General features: G+C 62.0%; 15 protein-coding genes. 4 read left to right on the forward strand and 11 right to left on the reverse strand.

Translation table 11 applies throughout. From position 1 onward, the window contains the following. Nucleotides 1-36 precede the first annotated feature (36 nt). Nucleotides 37-1,278 carry an exodeoxyribonuclease VII large subunit gene (gene xseA / locus ACUY3D_RS00825; RefSeq protein ID WP_070523981.1) on the reverse strand — a complete coding sequence of 414 codons (1,242 nt, stop codon included), beginning with the start codon at nucleotides 1,276-1,278 and terminating at the stop codon, nucleotides 37-39. A gap of 142 nt (nucleotides 1,279-1,420) precedes the next feature. On the opposite strand from xseA, the gene ACUY3D_RS00830 reads away from it, so the two are divergent. Then, the gene (locus ACUY3D_RS00830; RefSeq protein WP_180952102.1) at nucleotides 1,421-2,380 is read left to right on the forward strand and encodes a 4-hydroxy-3-methylbut-2-enyl diphosphate reductase; all 960 of its coding nucleotides are present in this window, start codon (nucleotides 1,421-1,423) and stop codon (nucleotides 2,378-2,380) included. On the opposite strand, the gene ACUY3D_RS00835 is transcribed toward ACUY3D_RS00830, so the two are convergent. The 3 genes from ACUY3D_RS00835 to ACUY3D_RS00845 are packed head-to-tail and all read right to left on the reverse strand — an operon-like array spanning nucleotide 2,377 to nucleotide 5,750. Next, nucleotides 2,377-3,120: a DUF6542 domain-containing protein gene (locus tag ACUY3D_RS00835; RefSeq protein ID WP_448240149.1), complete on the reverse strand. Its 744-nt coding sequence runs from the start codon at nucleotides 3,118-3,120 to the stop codon at nucleotides 2,377-2,379. The two genes, ACUY3D_RS00830 and ACUY3D_RS00835, sit on opposite strands and share 4 nt — an antisense overlap. Nucleotides 3,121-3,155: 35 nt before the next feature. After that, the gene (locus tag ACUY3D_RS00840; protein WP_070564377.1) at nucleotides 3,156-4,226 is read right to left on the reverse strand and encodes a DNA recombination protein RmuC; all 1,071 of its coding nucleotides are present in this window, start codon (nucleotides 4,224-4,226) and stop codon (nucleotides 3,156-3,158) included. A 36-nt stretch (nucleotides 4,227-4,262) separates the two neighbouring features. Then, entirely contained in the window at nucleotides 4,263-5,750 is a 1,488-nt protein-coding gene (locus ACUY3D_RS00845; RefSeq protein ID WP_448240150.1) for an AI-2E family transporter, read from the reverse strand. A 47-nt stretch (nucleotides 5,751-5,797) separates the two neighbouring features. Here ACUY3D_RS00845 and ychF point away from each other — a divergent pair, with 47 nt between their 5' ends. After that, complete coding sequence (ychF, locus tag ACUY3D_RS00850) at nucleotides 5,798-6,883, forward strand: redox-regulated ATPase YchF (protein ID WP_070523989.1); 1,086 nt, start codon at nucleotides 5,798-5,800, stop codon at nucleotides 6,881-6,883. A gap of 31 nt (nucleotides 6,884-6,914) precedes the next feature. Beyond that, nucleotides 6,915-8,105: an amidohydrolase gene (locus ACUY3D_RS00855; protein WP_448240151.1), complete on the forward strand. Its 1,191-nt coding sequence runs from the start codon at nucleotides 6,915-6,917 to the stop codon at nucleotides 8,103-8,105. Here the strand turns inward: ACUY3D_RS00855 and ACUY3D_RS00860 are convergent. From ACUY3D_RS00860 to ACUY3D_RS00885, 6 genes are read right to left on the reverse strand one after another with little or no spacing between them, the layout of a single operon-like run. Beyond that, nucleotides 8,102-8,944 (reverse strand): MurR/RpiR family transcriptional regulator, encoded by an 843-nt coding sequence (locus ACUY3D_RS00860; protein WP_070523993.1) that lies wholly within the window; start codon nucleotides 8,942-8,944, stop codon nucleotides 8,102-8,104. The genes ACUY3D_RS00855 and ACUY3D_RS00860 overlap by 4 nt on opposite strands. An 11-nt stretch (nucleotides 8,945-8,955) precedes the next feature. Further along, complete coding sequence (gene phnE, locus ACUY3D_RS00865; protein ID WP_448240152.1) at nucleotides 8,956-9,756, reverse strand: phosphonate ABC transporter, permease protein PhnE; 801 nt, start codon at nucleotides 9,754-9,756, stop codon at nucleotides 8,956-8,958. After that, nucleotides 9,753-10,547 carry a phosphonate ABC transporter, permease protein PhnE gene (gene phnE / locus ACUY3D_RS00870; RefSeq protein ID WP_046649249.1) on the reverse strand — a complete coding sequence of 265 codons (795 nt, stop codon included), beginning with the start codon at nucleotides 10,545-10,547 and terminating at the stop codon, nucleotides 9,753-9,755. The genes phnE (ACUY3D_RS00865) and phnE (ACUY3D_RS00870) overlap by 4 nt, the downstream gene beginning before the upstream one ends. Beyond that, nucleotides 10,544-11,344 (reverse strand): phosphonate ABC transporter ATP-binding protein, encoded by an 801-nt coding sequence (gene phnC / locus ACUY3D_RS00875; protein WP_448240153.1) that lies wholly within the window; start codon nucleotides 11,342-11,344, stop codon nucleotides 10,544-10,546. Before phnC ends, phnE (ACUY3D_RS00870) begins: the two co-directional genes overlap by 4 nt. A gap of 31 nt (nucleotides 11,345-11,375) precedes the next feature. Next, nucleotides 11,376-12,362, reverse strand: a complete 987-nt coding sequence (locus ACUY3D_RS00880) for a phosphate/phosphite/phosphonate ABC transporter substrate-binding protein (protein ID WP_070623775.1) — start codon at nucleotides 12,360-12,362, stop codon at nucleotides 11,376-11,378. Nucleotides 12,363-12,394: 32 nt separating this feature from the next. Then, nucleotides 12,395-13,048 carry an HAD family hydrolase gene (locus ACUY3D_RS00885; protein ID WP_070524001.1) on the reverse strand — a complete coding sequence of 218 codons (654 nt, stop codon included), beginning with the start codon at nucleotides 13,046-13,048 and terminating at the stop codon, nucleotides 12,395-12,397. Nucleotides 13,049-13,192: 144 nt separating this feature from the next. On the opposite strand from ACUY3D_RS00885, the gene ACUY3D_RS00890 reads away from it, so the two are divergent. Then, nucleotides 13,193-14,101 carry a cation diffusion facilitator family transporter gene (locus ACUY3D_RS00890; RefSeq protein WP_070623778.1) on the forward strand — a complete coding sequence of 303 codons (909 nt, stop codon included), beginning with the start codon at nucleotides 13,193-13,195 and terminating at the stop codon, nucleotides 14,099-14,101. On the opposite strand, the gene ACUY3D_RS00895 is transcribed toward ACUY3D_RS00890, so the two are convergent. Next, complete coding sequence (locus tag ACUY3D_RS00895; RefSeq protein ID WP_448240154.1) at nucleotides 14,087-15,049, reverse strand: winged helix DNA-binding domain-containing protein; 963 nt, start codon at nucleotides 15,047-15,049, stop codon at nucleotides 14,087-14,089. The genes ACUY3D_RS00890 and ACUY3D_RS00895 overlap by 15 nt on opposite strands. Nucleotides 15,050-15,060 lie beyond the last annotated feature (11 nt).

Below are 15,060 nucleotides of genomic sequence, written 5' to 3' on the forward strand. Positions count from 1 at the left end.
GTCAATTCCTTTTCTCTTGTGCTCTAATAAATCGTTTTAATCTGCGGCCTGGGAGGCCATTGCGGCGGCGGTAATCGAACCATCGCCAACGCGGATGCGCAGCTGCGATCCCGGGGGAGACTGCGCATAGCTGGTGACAACCTCTGGTCCGCTACCGTCGCGAGGCAGCACCTGAACGATGGCGTAGCCCCGTTCAAGTGTGGCCGAGGGGCCCAAGGCTGAGACGCGAGCACGCAACGAGGCTACCTGGTTACTTTCGCGATCCAACCGGTGCGTAACTACCCGGCGAATCAGCGCGAGGTTGCGCTCAAGTTCCTCGCGGCGCGCGTTGATCGGCACCATGGGATCGGCGAGGACCGGGCGGGAGCGGATGCTCTCGAGGCCGCGGCGTTCCCTGTCCACCCAGCCGCGCAGCGCTGCCGCCATGCGCGAGCGGGCTTCAGAGATCAGCGCATACTCTTCGGCGGCGGAAGGAACGACGCGCTTGGCCGCATCGGTGGGCGTGGCGGCGCGCAGATCGGCGACATCATCGAGCACCGGGTGGTCCGGTTCGTGTCCGATGGCGGAGACAACCGGAGTGCGGGCGTCTGCCACAGCGCGCTGGAGCGCCTCCTCGGAGAAGGGAAGCAGATCTTCCACTGAACCACCGCCGCGGGCGATGATGATGACATCGACTTCCGGGTTCGCGTCGAGAGTCCGGAGCGCGTCAATCACCTGGGTAACGGCAGTGGCTCCCTGGACAGCAGTGTTAATGACTTCGAACTGAACCGCTGGCCAACGATCCTGCGCTACGGAGAGCACATCGCGCTCGGCATGGGACCCGCGGCCGGTGATGAGGCCAATCTTCTTCGGTAGATAGGGAAGCGGCAGCTTACGGGAAGCGTCGCACAGGCCCTCCTGACGCAGCCGCTGGCGCAGCATCTCTACCCGAGCAAGAAGGTCACCAATACCGACGTGGCGGATCTCCGTGACCCACAGGGAAAAACTTCCGCGTCCGGCGTAGAAGGCGGGCTTGCCGTAGACCACGACGCGGTCGCCATCCTTGAGCGGTGAGGGGGCATTGCGGATGAGCGAGGTGTTACATGTCAACTGAACAGATTTTTCCTGTTCGACATCACGCAACGTGATGTAGGAGAGCTTCCATGTTGGCTTCATGTTCAGCTGGGTGATCTGCCCCTCCACCCAGAGGAAACCGAGGCGCTCGATCCAGCCTTTGACTTGGTCATTGACCTTGCCGACGGGCCACGGCGTTTCCGCAGAATTGGCCGGTTGGTTCACGCGCAGTCCTTTCTCTTGAGTGGTCTAGTCTCTCGGGTATGTTCCGTCCAGTGTAAGAGGCGTGCCGGACATCTGGTGCTACCGGCCAAGCCTGGCAAGCTGTAACTACAGTATGCGCGCGACTTTCGATACTCTGGGAGCCATGACTGAAACTGCAAAGAAGGTGCTCCTGGCGGCTCCCCGCGGCTATTGCGCCGGCGTGGACCGTGCTGTTGAGACAGTGGAAAAGGCGTTGGAGAAATACGGCGCCCCTATCTACGTGCGCAAGCAAATCGTGCACAACCGCTTCGTTGTTGAATCCCTGGCTAAGCGTGGTGTCATCTTTGTGGAGGAGGCTTCCGAAGCCCCTGAAGGCGCTCACCTTGTATTTTCTGCACACGGCATTGCGCCGACGGTGCGCAAGGAAGCGGAGGAACGCAAGCAGCTAACGCTGGACGCAACGTGCCCGCTGGTGACCAAGGTGCACAAGGAAGCACAGCGCTTTGAGCGCGATGGCTATCACATCTTGCTCGTCGGCCACGAGGGCCACGAAGAGGTCGAAGGCACCGCCGGTGAGGCCCCAGAGGTTACCCACTTGGTAGATGGCTTGGACGGCGTCGACAAGCTGCCGGATTTCCTCCACGATGAGAAACTCATCTGGTTGTCGCAAACCACATTGTCGGTTGATGAAACCATTCAGATCGTCAATAAGCTGCGTGAGCGCTTTCCGCACCTGGAGAATCCGCCATCAGATGATATCTGCTACGCCACTCAGAACCGTCAGGAATCGGTGAAGGCCATTGCCCCGAAGTGTGATCTCATGATCGTCGTCGGGTCCCAGAATTCCTCCAACTCAAAGCGTCTCGTCGAGGTCGCCCTAGAAGCAGGCTCTAAGGCCTCGCACCTCGTAGACTTCGCTTCGGAGATCGAAGAAGCTTGGCTGGAGGGCGTGAACACCGTCGGTGTGACGTGTGGCGCATCCGTGCCTGAACTGCTGGTCCGTGAGGTACTGGAATTCCTGGACGAGCGTGGCTACCACGACGTTGAGCAGGTGACGACCTCCACGGAGACCATCACATTCTCCTTGCCGCGCGATCTGCGTCCGGCACGCACCGCGCGTTAATCCTCGTCGTAGAGATTCTCTTCCAGCGGCTGGGAGGACCGCTGGGAGCGCTCCCGTGCGCGCCGCGCATTCTCTGCCGATTCAGCGGCGGCACGGCGGAATTCCTCCCGCTCATCTGCGTCGGGGGAGGCTTGTTTGCGCTGTTCGCGCTCCTCGGCCTGAATACGGCGGCGTTCTTCGCGGTCGCGCTCCCGGACTCGGCCGGAGCCTGTGGCTTCACGAGCAAGGAGCTCGGCTACGGAAAGACGCTCGGAGCGGTTTCGAAGGTCGGAAGCTGCGTCGGTGCGGCGCTTTTCCTGGGCTTTGGCCTCACGGCTCTTCGCGCGATTGTCGCTGCGCCACAGTCGCAGGACTGCGAGTAGCGCGCAGGCAATTACTGTGACAATAAGTACGGGGAAGTGCTGCAGCAGCGGGAAGGCCGTGGTGAGAAGCGCGGTCTTAGAAAACGGCGACGCGCCTTCTGGCAAGGCTGACGTGGAACTGATGAAGCCACCGCCCACGGTTCCCAGCGCGTAGAGCAGGGGCAATGGAATTACCAGCATGTAGAGCCCGCGGGTTTCCACCAGCCAGGTGACGGCGAGCGATCCCAGTCCAAAAATCAGGGCGAACGGCAGCCCCACGCTGCCAAGCACTCCTGAGACCGTCAAAGCCACGAGCGTTACGACGAGCGCGAGGAGAAGCGCTCGGGTAAGCGGCATCCCGCGGCGGGGAGGGCGGCGACGATTTTTGGCAACTGACACGCCCAGAGAGCTTACCGGGAATGTTGGCCAAACCGTTATTCATTCTGGGCGCGCCGCGGCCAAGAACCGACACGGCGCGGCTCCACGGGCAGGCGGTCGACGCGGGCGGGGACGTCCAATTCTTTGAGCCGCCGTGCAGTGACCGAAACGCGCGAATCCAAACTAGCCAGGCTTGCGTTATAGGCCTCCACCGCGCGCTCCAGCCCGCGGCCCACCTTGTCGTAGTGCTCATTAAGAGTGTTGAGCCGGGTGTACAGCTCGCGGCCCAGGCGCTGGACCTCGCGGGCTTTATCCTCGATCTCTTCGTGCTGCCAGCTCACCGCAACGGTACGTAAGAGTGCGAAAAGGGTGCTCGGGGTAGCGATGACGATGTTGCGCTCGAAGGCGAACTCGAGCAATTCAGCGTCGATAGACAAGGCCGCGTCCACGAAGGTGTCAGCGGGGACAAAGAGGATCACAAATTGTGGCGTGGGGGAGAAGGCCTCGATATAGTCCTTCGACGCCAGTGCTTGCACGTGGGAACGCATGAGGTGCGCATGGCGGCGTAGGAATCCAGCCCGCTCCTCCGGGTCTTCAGTCTCCATCGCATCGAGGTAGGCGCTGAGCGGTACCTTGGCGTCCACGATAATGCTGCGCCCGCCGGCCAAGTGAATGACCAGATCGGGGCGGACGAGCGAGCCATTGATGCGGGCGTTCACCTGAGAATCAAAATCCACGTGCTTGCGCATACCGCCGAGCTCGACGACGCGCTCGAGCTGCACCTCGCCCCAGCGTCCCCGAACATTCGGGGAACGCAGTGCGCCGACCAGCTTGTCCGTGCGATCAGACAGGCGTGTCGACGTGCGGGTCACCGCTTGTACTTGGCTGCTGAGCGCTGCGAGCGATGTCGCCCTATCCTCCTCGATTTCTTGGAGCTGGAGGCCCAAACGGTCCATGGCTTTCTCTAGAGGGGCGAGTTCTGCTTGGCGGCGTTGAGACTCTTGTAGCGCGCGGTGCTCTTCTGAAGGCTGGGCGGACTGCGCGGAATAGGCGCGGGCCAGCCAGCCCAGAGCGGCCCCGATGATGAGGCCGAGGAACAAGAGCACTACGGGAAGGGAAGACGTCATGCCTGTCATCATGGCACGCTCCCCGGACACGGAGGCTTAGCTCTTGTCTTTTGATTGCAAAATCTGTTCGAGAGCGCCAATCGCTCGCTTGATTCCCGCTGGGGCACCGCTATCTCGTTCGCTGAAGTCTGCGTCAACGTCGACATCGATCTTTTGGTCCAGCGGGCTGGTGCCGTCGTGGGCTACGTCCTCTGCTGCGCCCTCGGGTGCGGCGTGGTCCGGGATGGACAGCCATTGTTCGCGCTTCCGGTCACCCTGCTGCTGTGTGTAGCGCCCGATGAGGAAGCCGGCGACCGTTGAGAATTCCAAGTCTTCGGCGGTCCTTTCGCCGGACTGGAGCATCATCATGTCTTGGAAGTAGCGGTAGACCACCGCGATGGTCGCCGCCGCCGGAACGGCGAGGAAGCCGCCGACGAGGCCGAAGAGCGCGGAACCTACAGTCACAGAAATCAACACGATGACCGGGTGCAGGTTCATGGCCTTCGATTGCAGCCACGGGGAGAGTACGTTGCCCTCAAGCTGCTGAACTAAAAGGACCAAGCCAAGAACGAGCAGTGCTTTGGTAAAGCCCAAGGAGACCAGCGCGATGGTCACGGATAGCGCACCAGCCACGATCGCGCCCACAAAGGGGATAAAGCCGGCGATGAAGGTGATGATGGCCAGCGCCATGGCCAAAGGCACCCCGATGAGGGCGAGGCCGAGGCCGATGAAGATGGCGTCGACAAGCGAGACCACCGCCTGCGCCCGCACGAAACCGCCCAGCGTGGTCCACACACGGGTGAGCAGCTCAGTGAGGTGCCAGCCGGTCCGGCGGCCCGTGGCCTGTCGCAACCAGGGGAGGAAGTTGTGGCCATCTTTAAGGAAGAAGAAGGTCAGCACCACGATGATGAAGAGCGTGACCACGATGGAGGTCGCCGTGCCAATTCCTGTGAACACGGAACCCGCAATAGAGCCGGCCTGGCGCTGCAGCCACAGGGCGATCTCATCGATGTATTGGCCGATATCATCCGGATCGAGGTTGAGCGGCGGACCCTGTGCCCATAGCTGCAGGCGCTGAATGCCTTCCGCAGTTTGCAGGTACAGCGTTTGGGATTGCCGCGCAAAGTCCGGAGCAATGAACATGAAAAGCGAGCCCACCGCGGTAAAGGACACGAGGATGGTTACCGCCGCAGCCAGGGCCGACGGCAACCCCTTGCGCCGCATGGCGCTCGCAACAGGGGCAAGCACAGTGCAGATGATGAGAGCAATGAGAACCGGCAAAATGCCACGCCAGAAGTTGCCCAACATGCGGAATGAGGCATAGAGGAATAGCCCAATAATGGTCAGGCGCAGTGCCCACAGCGATGCGGACTTGATGACCTCGCCGACCACCACGGAGCGATCCACTTGGTTGCCTGGCGGGTGCGGCGAGACTGCGTTCAGCGAAGCGGCGTCGACGGAATCATCGAAGCGTCCGCCAAGCGCTGCCTCAGCGGCGGCGAGCTCAGGCGAGGATGCATTGGGGGATGGCTGATCAGAACTCACCCCACCATCTTGCCTTAAAAGATCCGGGGTGCGTTAGGATTGGCCCCGTGAGTCTTACACTTGGAATCGTCGGCCTGCCCAATGTGGGCAAGTCCACTTTGTTTAATGCCCTGACCCGTTCCGATATCTTGGCAGCGAACTATCCGTTTGCCACCATCGAGCCCAATGTCGGACTAGTGGAGCTTCCCGATTCCCGCCTGAACCGCCTCGCGGAAATCTTCAGCTCCGAGCGCATCCTTCCGGCCACCGTGTCCTTCGTGGACATCGCCGGCATTGTCGAGGGCGCTTCCAAGGGTGAGGGAATGGGCAACGCCTTCCTTGCCAACATCCGTGAAGCCGATGCCATCTGCCAGGTGGTGCGTGCCTTCGCTGATGAGAACGTTATCCACGTCGACGGCGAGGTTAACCCGGCGCACGATATTTCGGTCATCAACACCGAGCTCATCCTTGCGGACCTCCAGACCATCGAGAAGGCTTTGCCGCGTTTGGAAAAGGAGGCCCGCAAGAACAAGGATCTGGCAGAAACCGTGGAGGAGACCAAGAAAGCCCAGGCCATCTTGGAGGATGACCGTACCCTCTTCGCGGCGTCCAAGAACAATGAGATTGATTTGTCCTTGCTGCGCGAGCTGCACCTCATGACCGCGAAGCCTTTCCTTTATGTCTTCAACTCGGACGAGGCCGTCCTCACCGATGAGGCCAAGAAGGAAGAGCTGCGCCAGCTCGTAGCCCCGGCGGAGTGCGTCTTCCTCGATGCCCAGACTGAAACCGAGCTCCTTGAGCTCGACGAGGCAGAGGCTCTGGAATTGCTGGAGTCTGTCGGCCAGGAAGAGCCAGGCTTGGCGACGTTGGCCAAGGCCGGCTTCGCCACCCTCGGCCTGCAGACCTACCTGACCGCTGGCCCGAAGGAAGCCCGCGCGTGGACCATCAGGCAGGGCTCTGCGGCACCGCAGGCTGCTGGCGTTATCCACACCGACTTTGAGAAGAAGTTCATCAAGGCAGAAATCGTCTCCTTCGACGACCTTGATGCTGCTGGATCCATGGCGGAAGCCCGTAACGCCGGCAAGGTGCGCCAGGAGGGTAAGGAATACATCATGCAGGATGGCGACGTCTGCGATTTCAAGATCGGCGGCTAGCTCGTGCGCTCATAGCGCGTAGGCTGTGGGCATGAGTATCGCCCACATCCTAGACCGAGCAGCACATGCCACGCAGTGGCAAGAAGCCCTGTATAAGGACCTTCACCAGCATCCTGAGCTCAGCATGGAGGAGGAGCGCACCCGCGGCGTCATTGCGGGCCAGCTCCGGGAGTTTCCAGGGGTTGAGGTGCTTGAACTCGGCGGGGGAGTCGTCGGCATCCTCCGCAACGGTGAGGGTTCGACGGTTTTAGAGCGCGCCGACTTCGACGGCCTGCCCGTCACTGAAGACACTGGCTTGGACTACTCGGCCACGGGCGAGGTTATGCACGCCTGCGGCCATGACACCCACGTGACCGCCTTGCTTGGTACCACGGAAGCGATGGCGAAGGCTACTGACGCGTGGTCCGGTACTTTCATCGCGCTCTTTCAACCGGGCGAGGAAACCGCGGAGGGTGCACAATCCATGGTGGACGCGGGACTTACCGGCAAAGTCCCCACGCCTGACGTGGCCTTTGGCCAGCACATCTTTATTGATAAAAACGCCCCGGCCGGCACCGTACTGATTGCGCCCGGCCCGGTCTTGTCGACAGCGACCTCACTCACGGTCACCGTCTATGGCCACGGTTCCCATGGCTCGATGCCGCACCTCAGCGTCGATCCAGTCGTCTTGGCCAGCTCCATCGTGTTGCGGCTGCAGACCGTCGTGTCCCGCGAAGTCGATCCTCACCAGTTCGCCGTACTGACCGTCGGCGCGCTGCAAGCGGGGTCGAAGGCCAATATCATCCCGGATTCGGCCACCCTGCGCATCAATGTCCGCGCCTATAGCGAGGAGATTCGAGAGCAAATCGTTGTGGCCATCCACCGGATTGTCAACGCCGAGTGCCAGGCAGCGATGTCCCCACGTGAGCCGGAGATCACCGAAAGCGATAATTACCCGCTCACTGTCAACGATGAGGAAGTCACGAACAAGGTGCGCGCGCAGCTTGTCGACGTCCTCGGAAGCGACAACGTCCTCGACATGGAACCGTGGACCGCATCGGAAGATTTCTCGAGACTCCCCGATGCCTTCGGCGCTCCCTATTGCTTTTGGGGCTTCGGTGGCCGCACGGACGGCGTTTCCGTCCCGAACCACAATCCGCGCTTTGCACCGGAGCTGCAGCCGACGCTCAGCACCGCGACGCAGGCGCTCATCGCCGCGGCCTACGCCTACCTGGGAAATTAATCTTCCATCGCCGAATGGAGCACGGAGAGCACCGTGCGCCGTGCCGCGGAATCATCGAGGTGGGAATCCACCAGCGTCACGAGTGCTTCAAGCACCAGCAGAAAAGCAACGCGCGAGGCATCCTGCAGCTCTGCACGAAATGTCCCATCCGGGGAGGGGATGACCAGCGTGTAGGAGGCGAGCTCCGCCAAGGGCGAGGAGGTAAACGAAGTCAGCGCGATGAGCTTCGCGCCCGCCTCGAAGGATGCGGTCGCGGCTTTGAGCGTGAGCGTGGTCGACCCTGAACCGGAAACGACGAGGCACACGCACTCTGCGTCTAGTTGCGTCGCCGCGATGTGCTGGCCCATGGCCTCCGCCACGAACTCGGCGGGGCGCCCGATGCTTGTGAGGCGCAGCGCCATGGTCTGCGCCAAGGGAGCAGAGAGGCCATTGCCCACGAGGAGAACCCGCTTGGCCTGTGCTACTGCCTCCACTGTCGCGGCTAGCTCATCCTCGTTGAGCAGGGCAGTAAGCCCATGCAGGTAGTTGCTGAAGGAGGCAATCTCGGCACTCATGCGGCCGACGTGGGTGGAATCGGCACCCGCCGGCGGGGTGGGGCGCTGCGCAATCTCCTGCGTGAGCGCCACACGCAACTGCTGGTACCCGTCGTAGCCCAGCGCTTTCGCGGTGCGGATGACGGAGGTACGGGACGTGCCTACCTTGGCTGCCAGCTGGTCCGCAGTGGCGTGCAGGACGAAGTCCATGTCTTCGAGGATTGCCTGGGCCACGCGTTGTTCGATGGGCTGCAGGCTCGGCATGCGCGTGGTGATGTGCGCGGAGAGCGGGGCGGAATCAGTCATAGGGGTAACTATCAGGTGAATTTGGCGGCCACGATGCGGCGGCGGATAGCGCCGGAGATGGCGTCGATGGACATGGTGATGACGATGACCACGATGAGCAGGACGCCGACGACGTCCCACTGGCGGTACTGCGTATAGCCGGTGAGCATGTCACCGATGCCACCCACGCCGATGAGGCCGAGGACCGCGGAGGTGCGCACGTTGATCTCAAAACGGTAGAGCGCGAGCGAAGCCAGCTCGGGTTGGACAATGTGCCAGGTTCCCCAGCGTACCATTTCTGCCAGGCTGCCGCCGGCTGCCTTGACCGCTTCGGCTGGGCCAGTCGGCGCGGTTTCAATGGCCTCATAGGTCCACTTCGCATGCGTGCCGATGCCGCCGATGGCTAGAGCTAGCGCGCCCGTAAACGGGGTTAACCCGGTGACGGTGAGGATAATGATGGCGATGATGATCTCCGGTACCGCGCGGATGATGGCAAACAGTGCGCGCAGTGGTAGGCATACCCACCCCGGGGAGACCGTATTGGCAGCTAGGACACCGAGGATGGTGGAGAGGAACACGCCGAGCAGCGCGCCGATCCAGGCCATGGCCACGGAGCGCCAGGTCTGCAGGAGGGCCTCACCCAGCTTGGACCAGTCCGGGTTGGAGAACATGAGCACGAGGTAGTGCCAGATGTTCGAGGGCAAATCTTTAAGAGCCGTCAGATCAACGCGAATGTAGCCAAAGGACAGCGCCAAAATAATAAGGAATCCGGCCCACGCAGCGAAGACTCCCCAGCTGCGGGAGCGGGAGGGAAGTACATGTGCAGTGCTCATCGCAGCCTCTTTCGCAGGTTGACGGACACGATCTCTAGGGCGATGACCACGACGAGCAGCTCGAGCACGATGGCGGAGAGCGCGTCATAGCGGTAGAAGCCACGGACTTCGTCGATCAGCAGGCCAATGCCACCAGCGCCCACGAGGCCGAGGACCGCGGAGATGCGGACGTTGAGCTCGAGGGAGTAGATCACCTGGCTGGCAAATACCGGCCAGGTCTGCGGCAGGGCAGTAACCCGGTTGATCTGGGTTTGCGTGCCGCCGGCGGCCCGGCCGGCCTCCATGTAAGAATCATCCGCGGAGTCGATGGCTTCGGAGACGAGCTTGACCACGATGCCGACGTCGAAAAGCACCAGCGTGATGATGCCGGGCAGGGCACCGACTCCGAGCATGGCCACGAGGATGGTGGCGTAGACCAAGTCGGGCACCGCGCGGACAACGTTGACGATGCCGCGCACTAGCGAGCGCCACGGTGTCGATGGGTTGGTGGGCCGCGCCGCCCACAGGGATAAGGGCAGAGCGATGACCGCGGAGATGGCGGCACCGACGACAGCCATGGCGAGGGTTTCAAGCATCGGCTCCCACGTGCGCGGGAGGATGGACCAGTCGGGGCTGAACATCAGGGCCAAGCGGTCGGCGCCGTTGCGCCAGTTGCGAGCGATCTGCCCAAAGTCGATCTCGATTCCGCCCCAGGCGGGGACGCAGGTGGCGATGGTGAGCGCGAGAAAAGCAGCCAGCCCGCCAAGGATGCCGGGCCAGTTGCGCTGCCGTGGGGGAAGTACCGCCGTCATGCCCGGCTCTCCTGACTTCCCAGCTGGTCTTCCTCGCGGATGCGGCGGCCGTAGATGGCTTCGAAATCCTCCACGGTGGAGCCTGCGGCGGGCCCATCGAAAACTATCTTGCCGTGGCGAATGCCGATGATGCGCGTGGCGTAGTCTTGCGCCAGATCCACCAGGTGCAAGTTCACCAGGGTGGTCAGGTCCCGCTCGGTATTGATGCGGCGCAGATCCTTCATCACGGAGTGGGCAGTGGGCGGGTCGAGGGAGGCGACGGGTTCATCGGCCAGCATGATCGCCGGCTTCTGGGACAGGGCGCGGGCGATGGCCACGCGCTGCTTCTGGCCGCCCGACAAGGCGCCGGCCTTATTCCACGCCTTGTCGAGGATCCCTACGGAGTCGAGGGCCTCGGCGATGATTGCTTTGTCCTCGGCGGTAGAGATTCCCAACAGGGTGCGCCAGCTGGGATTGTGAGAAAAGCGCCCGACGAGGACATTGGAGAAGACGCTCGCGCGGTCGGCTAGGTTGAACTCCTGGAAGATCATGCCGATGCGGCCGCGTAGCTTCCGCAGCTGTGCTCCTTTCGCTGCGGAAATCTCGTGGTCGCCGACGAAAGTCTTGCCGGATGTCGGTTGCACGAGGCCGTTGATGCTGCGGATGAACGTGGATTTGCCAGAGCCGGACAGGCCGACGATGGCGACGAATTCGCCGGGAGCGATGTCCACGGAGACGTCGTCGAGCGCCAGCGTTCCGTTGGGGTAGCGCACCGAGACATTCTCGAAGCGGATTCCCCACGCTTTCTCCTCCGTCATGGGTGAAGCCTTTCTGAGTAGGGGCGTCAGGCTACTGGGCGAAGCGCTCGTTGACCTTGCGCGCCATATCGATGGATTCCTGCTTGGCGGGAACCCAGTCGGTGATGTCGAAGATGGCGGACATGGTGTCCGGATCAACCTCGGAGAAGCCGTCCATGAGGTCGGTGATCTGGCCGCGCAGATCCTCCGGCACCTCATCAGAAATCACGACGCCACCGTTGGGGTACATGTCGGTGTAGCCGAAGACCACGAGCTTCTCGGCCAGACCTGGGGCCTCCGACGCGTCGATGGTGGAACGCGCATCCCAGAAGCTGAAGCCCACCTCGGCATCGCCGTTGTAGACCGCCATGATGGAGGCGTCGTTGGAGGTCACAGGCACCTTCTTGAGGCTGTCGACGTCGATGCCCTGGGATTCCATGGCCATGACCGGCAGCTGGTATCCGGCGGGGGAGGTAGCACCCAGCATGGCGACGGTGGTCTCCCCATCGATCTTCTTGAGCGCCTCGAGGCCCTTCGGACCCTGGCCCTTGTTCTCCTCCGGGGTGGCGGTGCCGTTGCAGTACAGGTAGTCGGCACCGCTGGCAGCATAGGTGGAGGCCACCGGCTCGTCCTTGCAGTACTTGTCGGGGTTGTTGGTGACGAACTGGCCGGCGTAGGAATCCGCGCCGAAGCGCTCGTCCTGCAGTACGGCGTGAGCGCCGTACATGTCTTCTGCAGAGGCCAGCTGCGCGGCGGAGGCGATGGCGATATCTGCCTGGCCGGAGCCGATGGCCTCGACGGCGGCCTGGTAGTCCTTGGTCACGACTCCCTCGACCTCGATGCCGAGCTCCTCGGAAAGGTAGTCAGTCAGCGGCTTTGCGGTGGTGACGAGATCGTTGACCTTCTCGTTCGGGATGAGCGCGAGGGTGAGCTTGTCGGGGGAGTTCGAGTCATCGGTTGAGGAGGAATCAGAGGAGCAAGCGGTCAGGGAGAGCGACAGTGCAAGGGCGGAGGCAGCGAGGGCGGTGAAACGGCGCATGAGAATGTCTTTCTGTGTCGAGGGGTGGAGTGCTAGAAGGCGGAAGATAGTTCAGAAAAGATGTCGGTGACGCGCTGAGCGCGCCACGTGGGGTTGGCGTCTGCGGGGGTGGCGAACGGTGTTTCCAATAAAACGGTGCGCCCGCCACGGGCAGTCACGGGAGCGAGATCGAAATCCCAGATATCGCCGAAAGCGATGATGGGGCTATCGGGGAAATCAGATTCGAGGATTCGAGTCAAGCCGTCGGGCTTGCCCACCCTCGTGTAGATGGCGTCGAAGGAGTTGCTCAGCCCCAAAACCTTTAGCGCCTCTGCGAGGCCAGTTTCGGGGGAGTTGGTGGCGAGAACCGCGCGGCCGGGATACGAGCCTAGAAACTCGGCGAGGCCTTCGGGCGCTTTGATTCCGGTGTCCGCAAGGTTTAGTCGGGAGGCCATGTAGGCCTGTTGGCAGGAGTCCTCCGGGACATCGCAATCCGCGGCGAGGCTGCGGACGAGGTCGTAGCCGTCGCAATAGTGCACTAGGGAGGCGTCGTTCGTTGAGAGCATGCGCTCGGCGGTGTGGGGGATGGAGTGGTTTCCGGTTGCCTCCCCGATGTGGCGGGCATAGGCCAGCACGGGCCCGTGGCCCAGGCTAACGGTGCCGTCGAAATCGAAGAGGAGAACTGGGGGAGATATGTCTTTGGACATGAAGTACAAACTAACGACGGTGTATGTACTTTACGACCACACGCGGTAAACAATGCGTGAACAGTACGTGCACACTCGCCCTTGGTACCCTGACTCACGGTAAATAGAAATTTTCCTCAGCGAAGGACATATAGAAAGACGCACATGTCTCTTCCAACCGAGCAACTGCTGCTCGAACGCTTCATGAAGCTCTCCATTGCCACCGCAGTGGCCACGATCGCGCTCAAAGTCGTCGCTGCTGCGGCGACGGGATCGGTGGGCTTTCTTTCCGACGCCCTCGAATCCGGTGTGAACCTCGTAGCCGCCGTCGTGGGGTTTGTGGCTATCAAAATTGCGGCGAAGCCGGCAGACGCAAACCACCAGTTCGGCCACGGCAAGGCCGAGTATGTTTCCGCGTTGGTAGAGGGCGCGATGATTTTCGTGGCCGCCGCGATGATCATCTACACGGCCATCCGCCGATTTCTGGTTCCGCAGCCGCTGGAGCAACCTGGGCTCGGCCTCTTACTGTCGCTTATCGCCTCCTTGCTGAACTTGGGCGTGGGCCTCCTGCTTGTGCGTGCAGGCAAGCAACACCGCTCAGCTACCTTGCAGGCGGACGGAAAGCACTTGCTTACCGACGTCTGGACGTCCGTCGGCGTCCTCCTCGGCATTGGTGCAGTCGCACTGACTGGCTGGCTGTGGTTGGATCCCGTCATTGCGCTGGCAGTGGGCATTAACATCTTGTGGACTGGGTACAAGCTGCTCAAGGAATCCTTGAGCTCCCTGTTGTCGGAGTCCCTGCCCAAAGAGGAACACGCCAAGTTGGATGCTTTGCTCAATGAGCTGGAGGGCCGTCACGATGTTTCCTTCACCTCACGCCGCACGGTCGCGGCAGGGCGCCAGCGCCTTGTTTACCTCACCATGGATGTTCCCGGCGAGTGGACGGTGCTGCACTCGCACACAATCGCCGACCGCATCGAAGACGCCATCGATGAGCTTTTTCCCGGTGCGGAAGTGTTTATCCATGTCGAGCCCGAAGGAACGGTTCATCGCCGCATCCTACGGATGCCGTAGGCTGGCTACGCCGCGCCCGCCTTCCATGACCCACGGCCAACTGAGGCCATTTCGAGTGAGGACGTTTGCTCGGATCTCATCGGGCACGATCCATTCCTTGTTGGCATAGCCCAGCAGGTATTCGTCGAAGGCGGGGAGTTCGAGCCGGATTTTTAAGGCACCGTCGATTTCGCTCGCGGTGACATCCTCCTGCCAGCCCGCCATCCACAGTGTCTGCCCATCATGGCTAACGGTCGTGGCCTCCGTGCTCGCAAGAGCCTTGGTGGCCTGGGACTTGCTGAGCTTGGACCATGTTTGGAGGTCGGCTACGGATACGGGGCCGTGGCCTTCGACATAGCGCTGGGCTAGCTCTGAGAGTGGCTTCTCTGGCTTGCGCTGGACGCTAGGCAGCGCGTCGACATGGAGGAAGGTCTCTTGGTTGCCAGCTTTTGGGCCCTGTACCAAGTCACCGGCACCGCCGAATGCGCGGAGTAGGTGGGAGCCCCTGCCTTCTGTGGGGTCCACTCCAACCTCAGCGAAAATCTCGTAGACCTCCGTGCGAGTGAGAGGCTCGGTGGCTGCGCCATGTAGTGCTTCCGAAGCTGCTGCCACCATGTCTTCGCTGAGCCCCAAGCTCGGTCGCCGGGATTTCTGGCTGGAGGCCACGCGCGGATAGAGCAAGCGGGACATCCAGCGGACGTCGGCAGCCGGCATGAAATGCAGCGTGCCGCGCTGTGGCCAACAGCGCACCACGCGATAGTCTGCAACTTCTCCGAGCACCTCTTGATCAGTGCAGCCGGCGCGAAGGGCTAGTGCTGCGATGCCGGCATCGTAGATCTGACCCTGCAGAGCGAGGAGATGCTCAGCGACGTCCAGCGCCGAGGCGAGCGATGGCCTCGCGGCCGATGGGGCAAGGCCTTGAGCAATGAGCCGGCGGGCTAGAAGCTCGTCGCGGTGAAGTTCCTTCATAGCTGTCTACA

The organism is Corynebacterium guaraldiae (assembly GCF_053480195.1).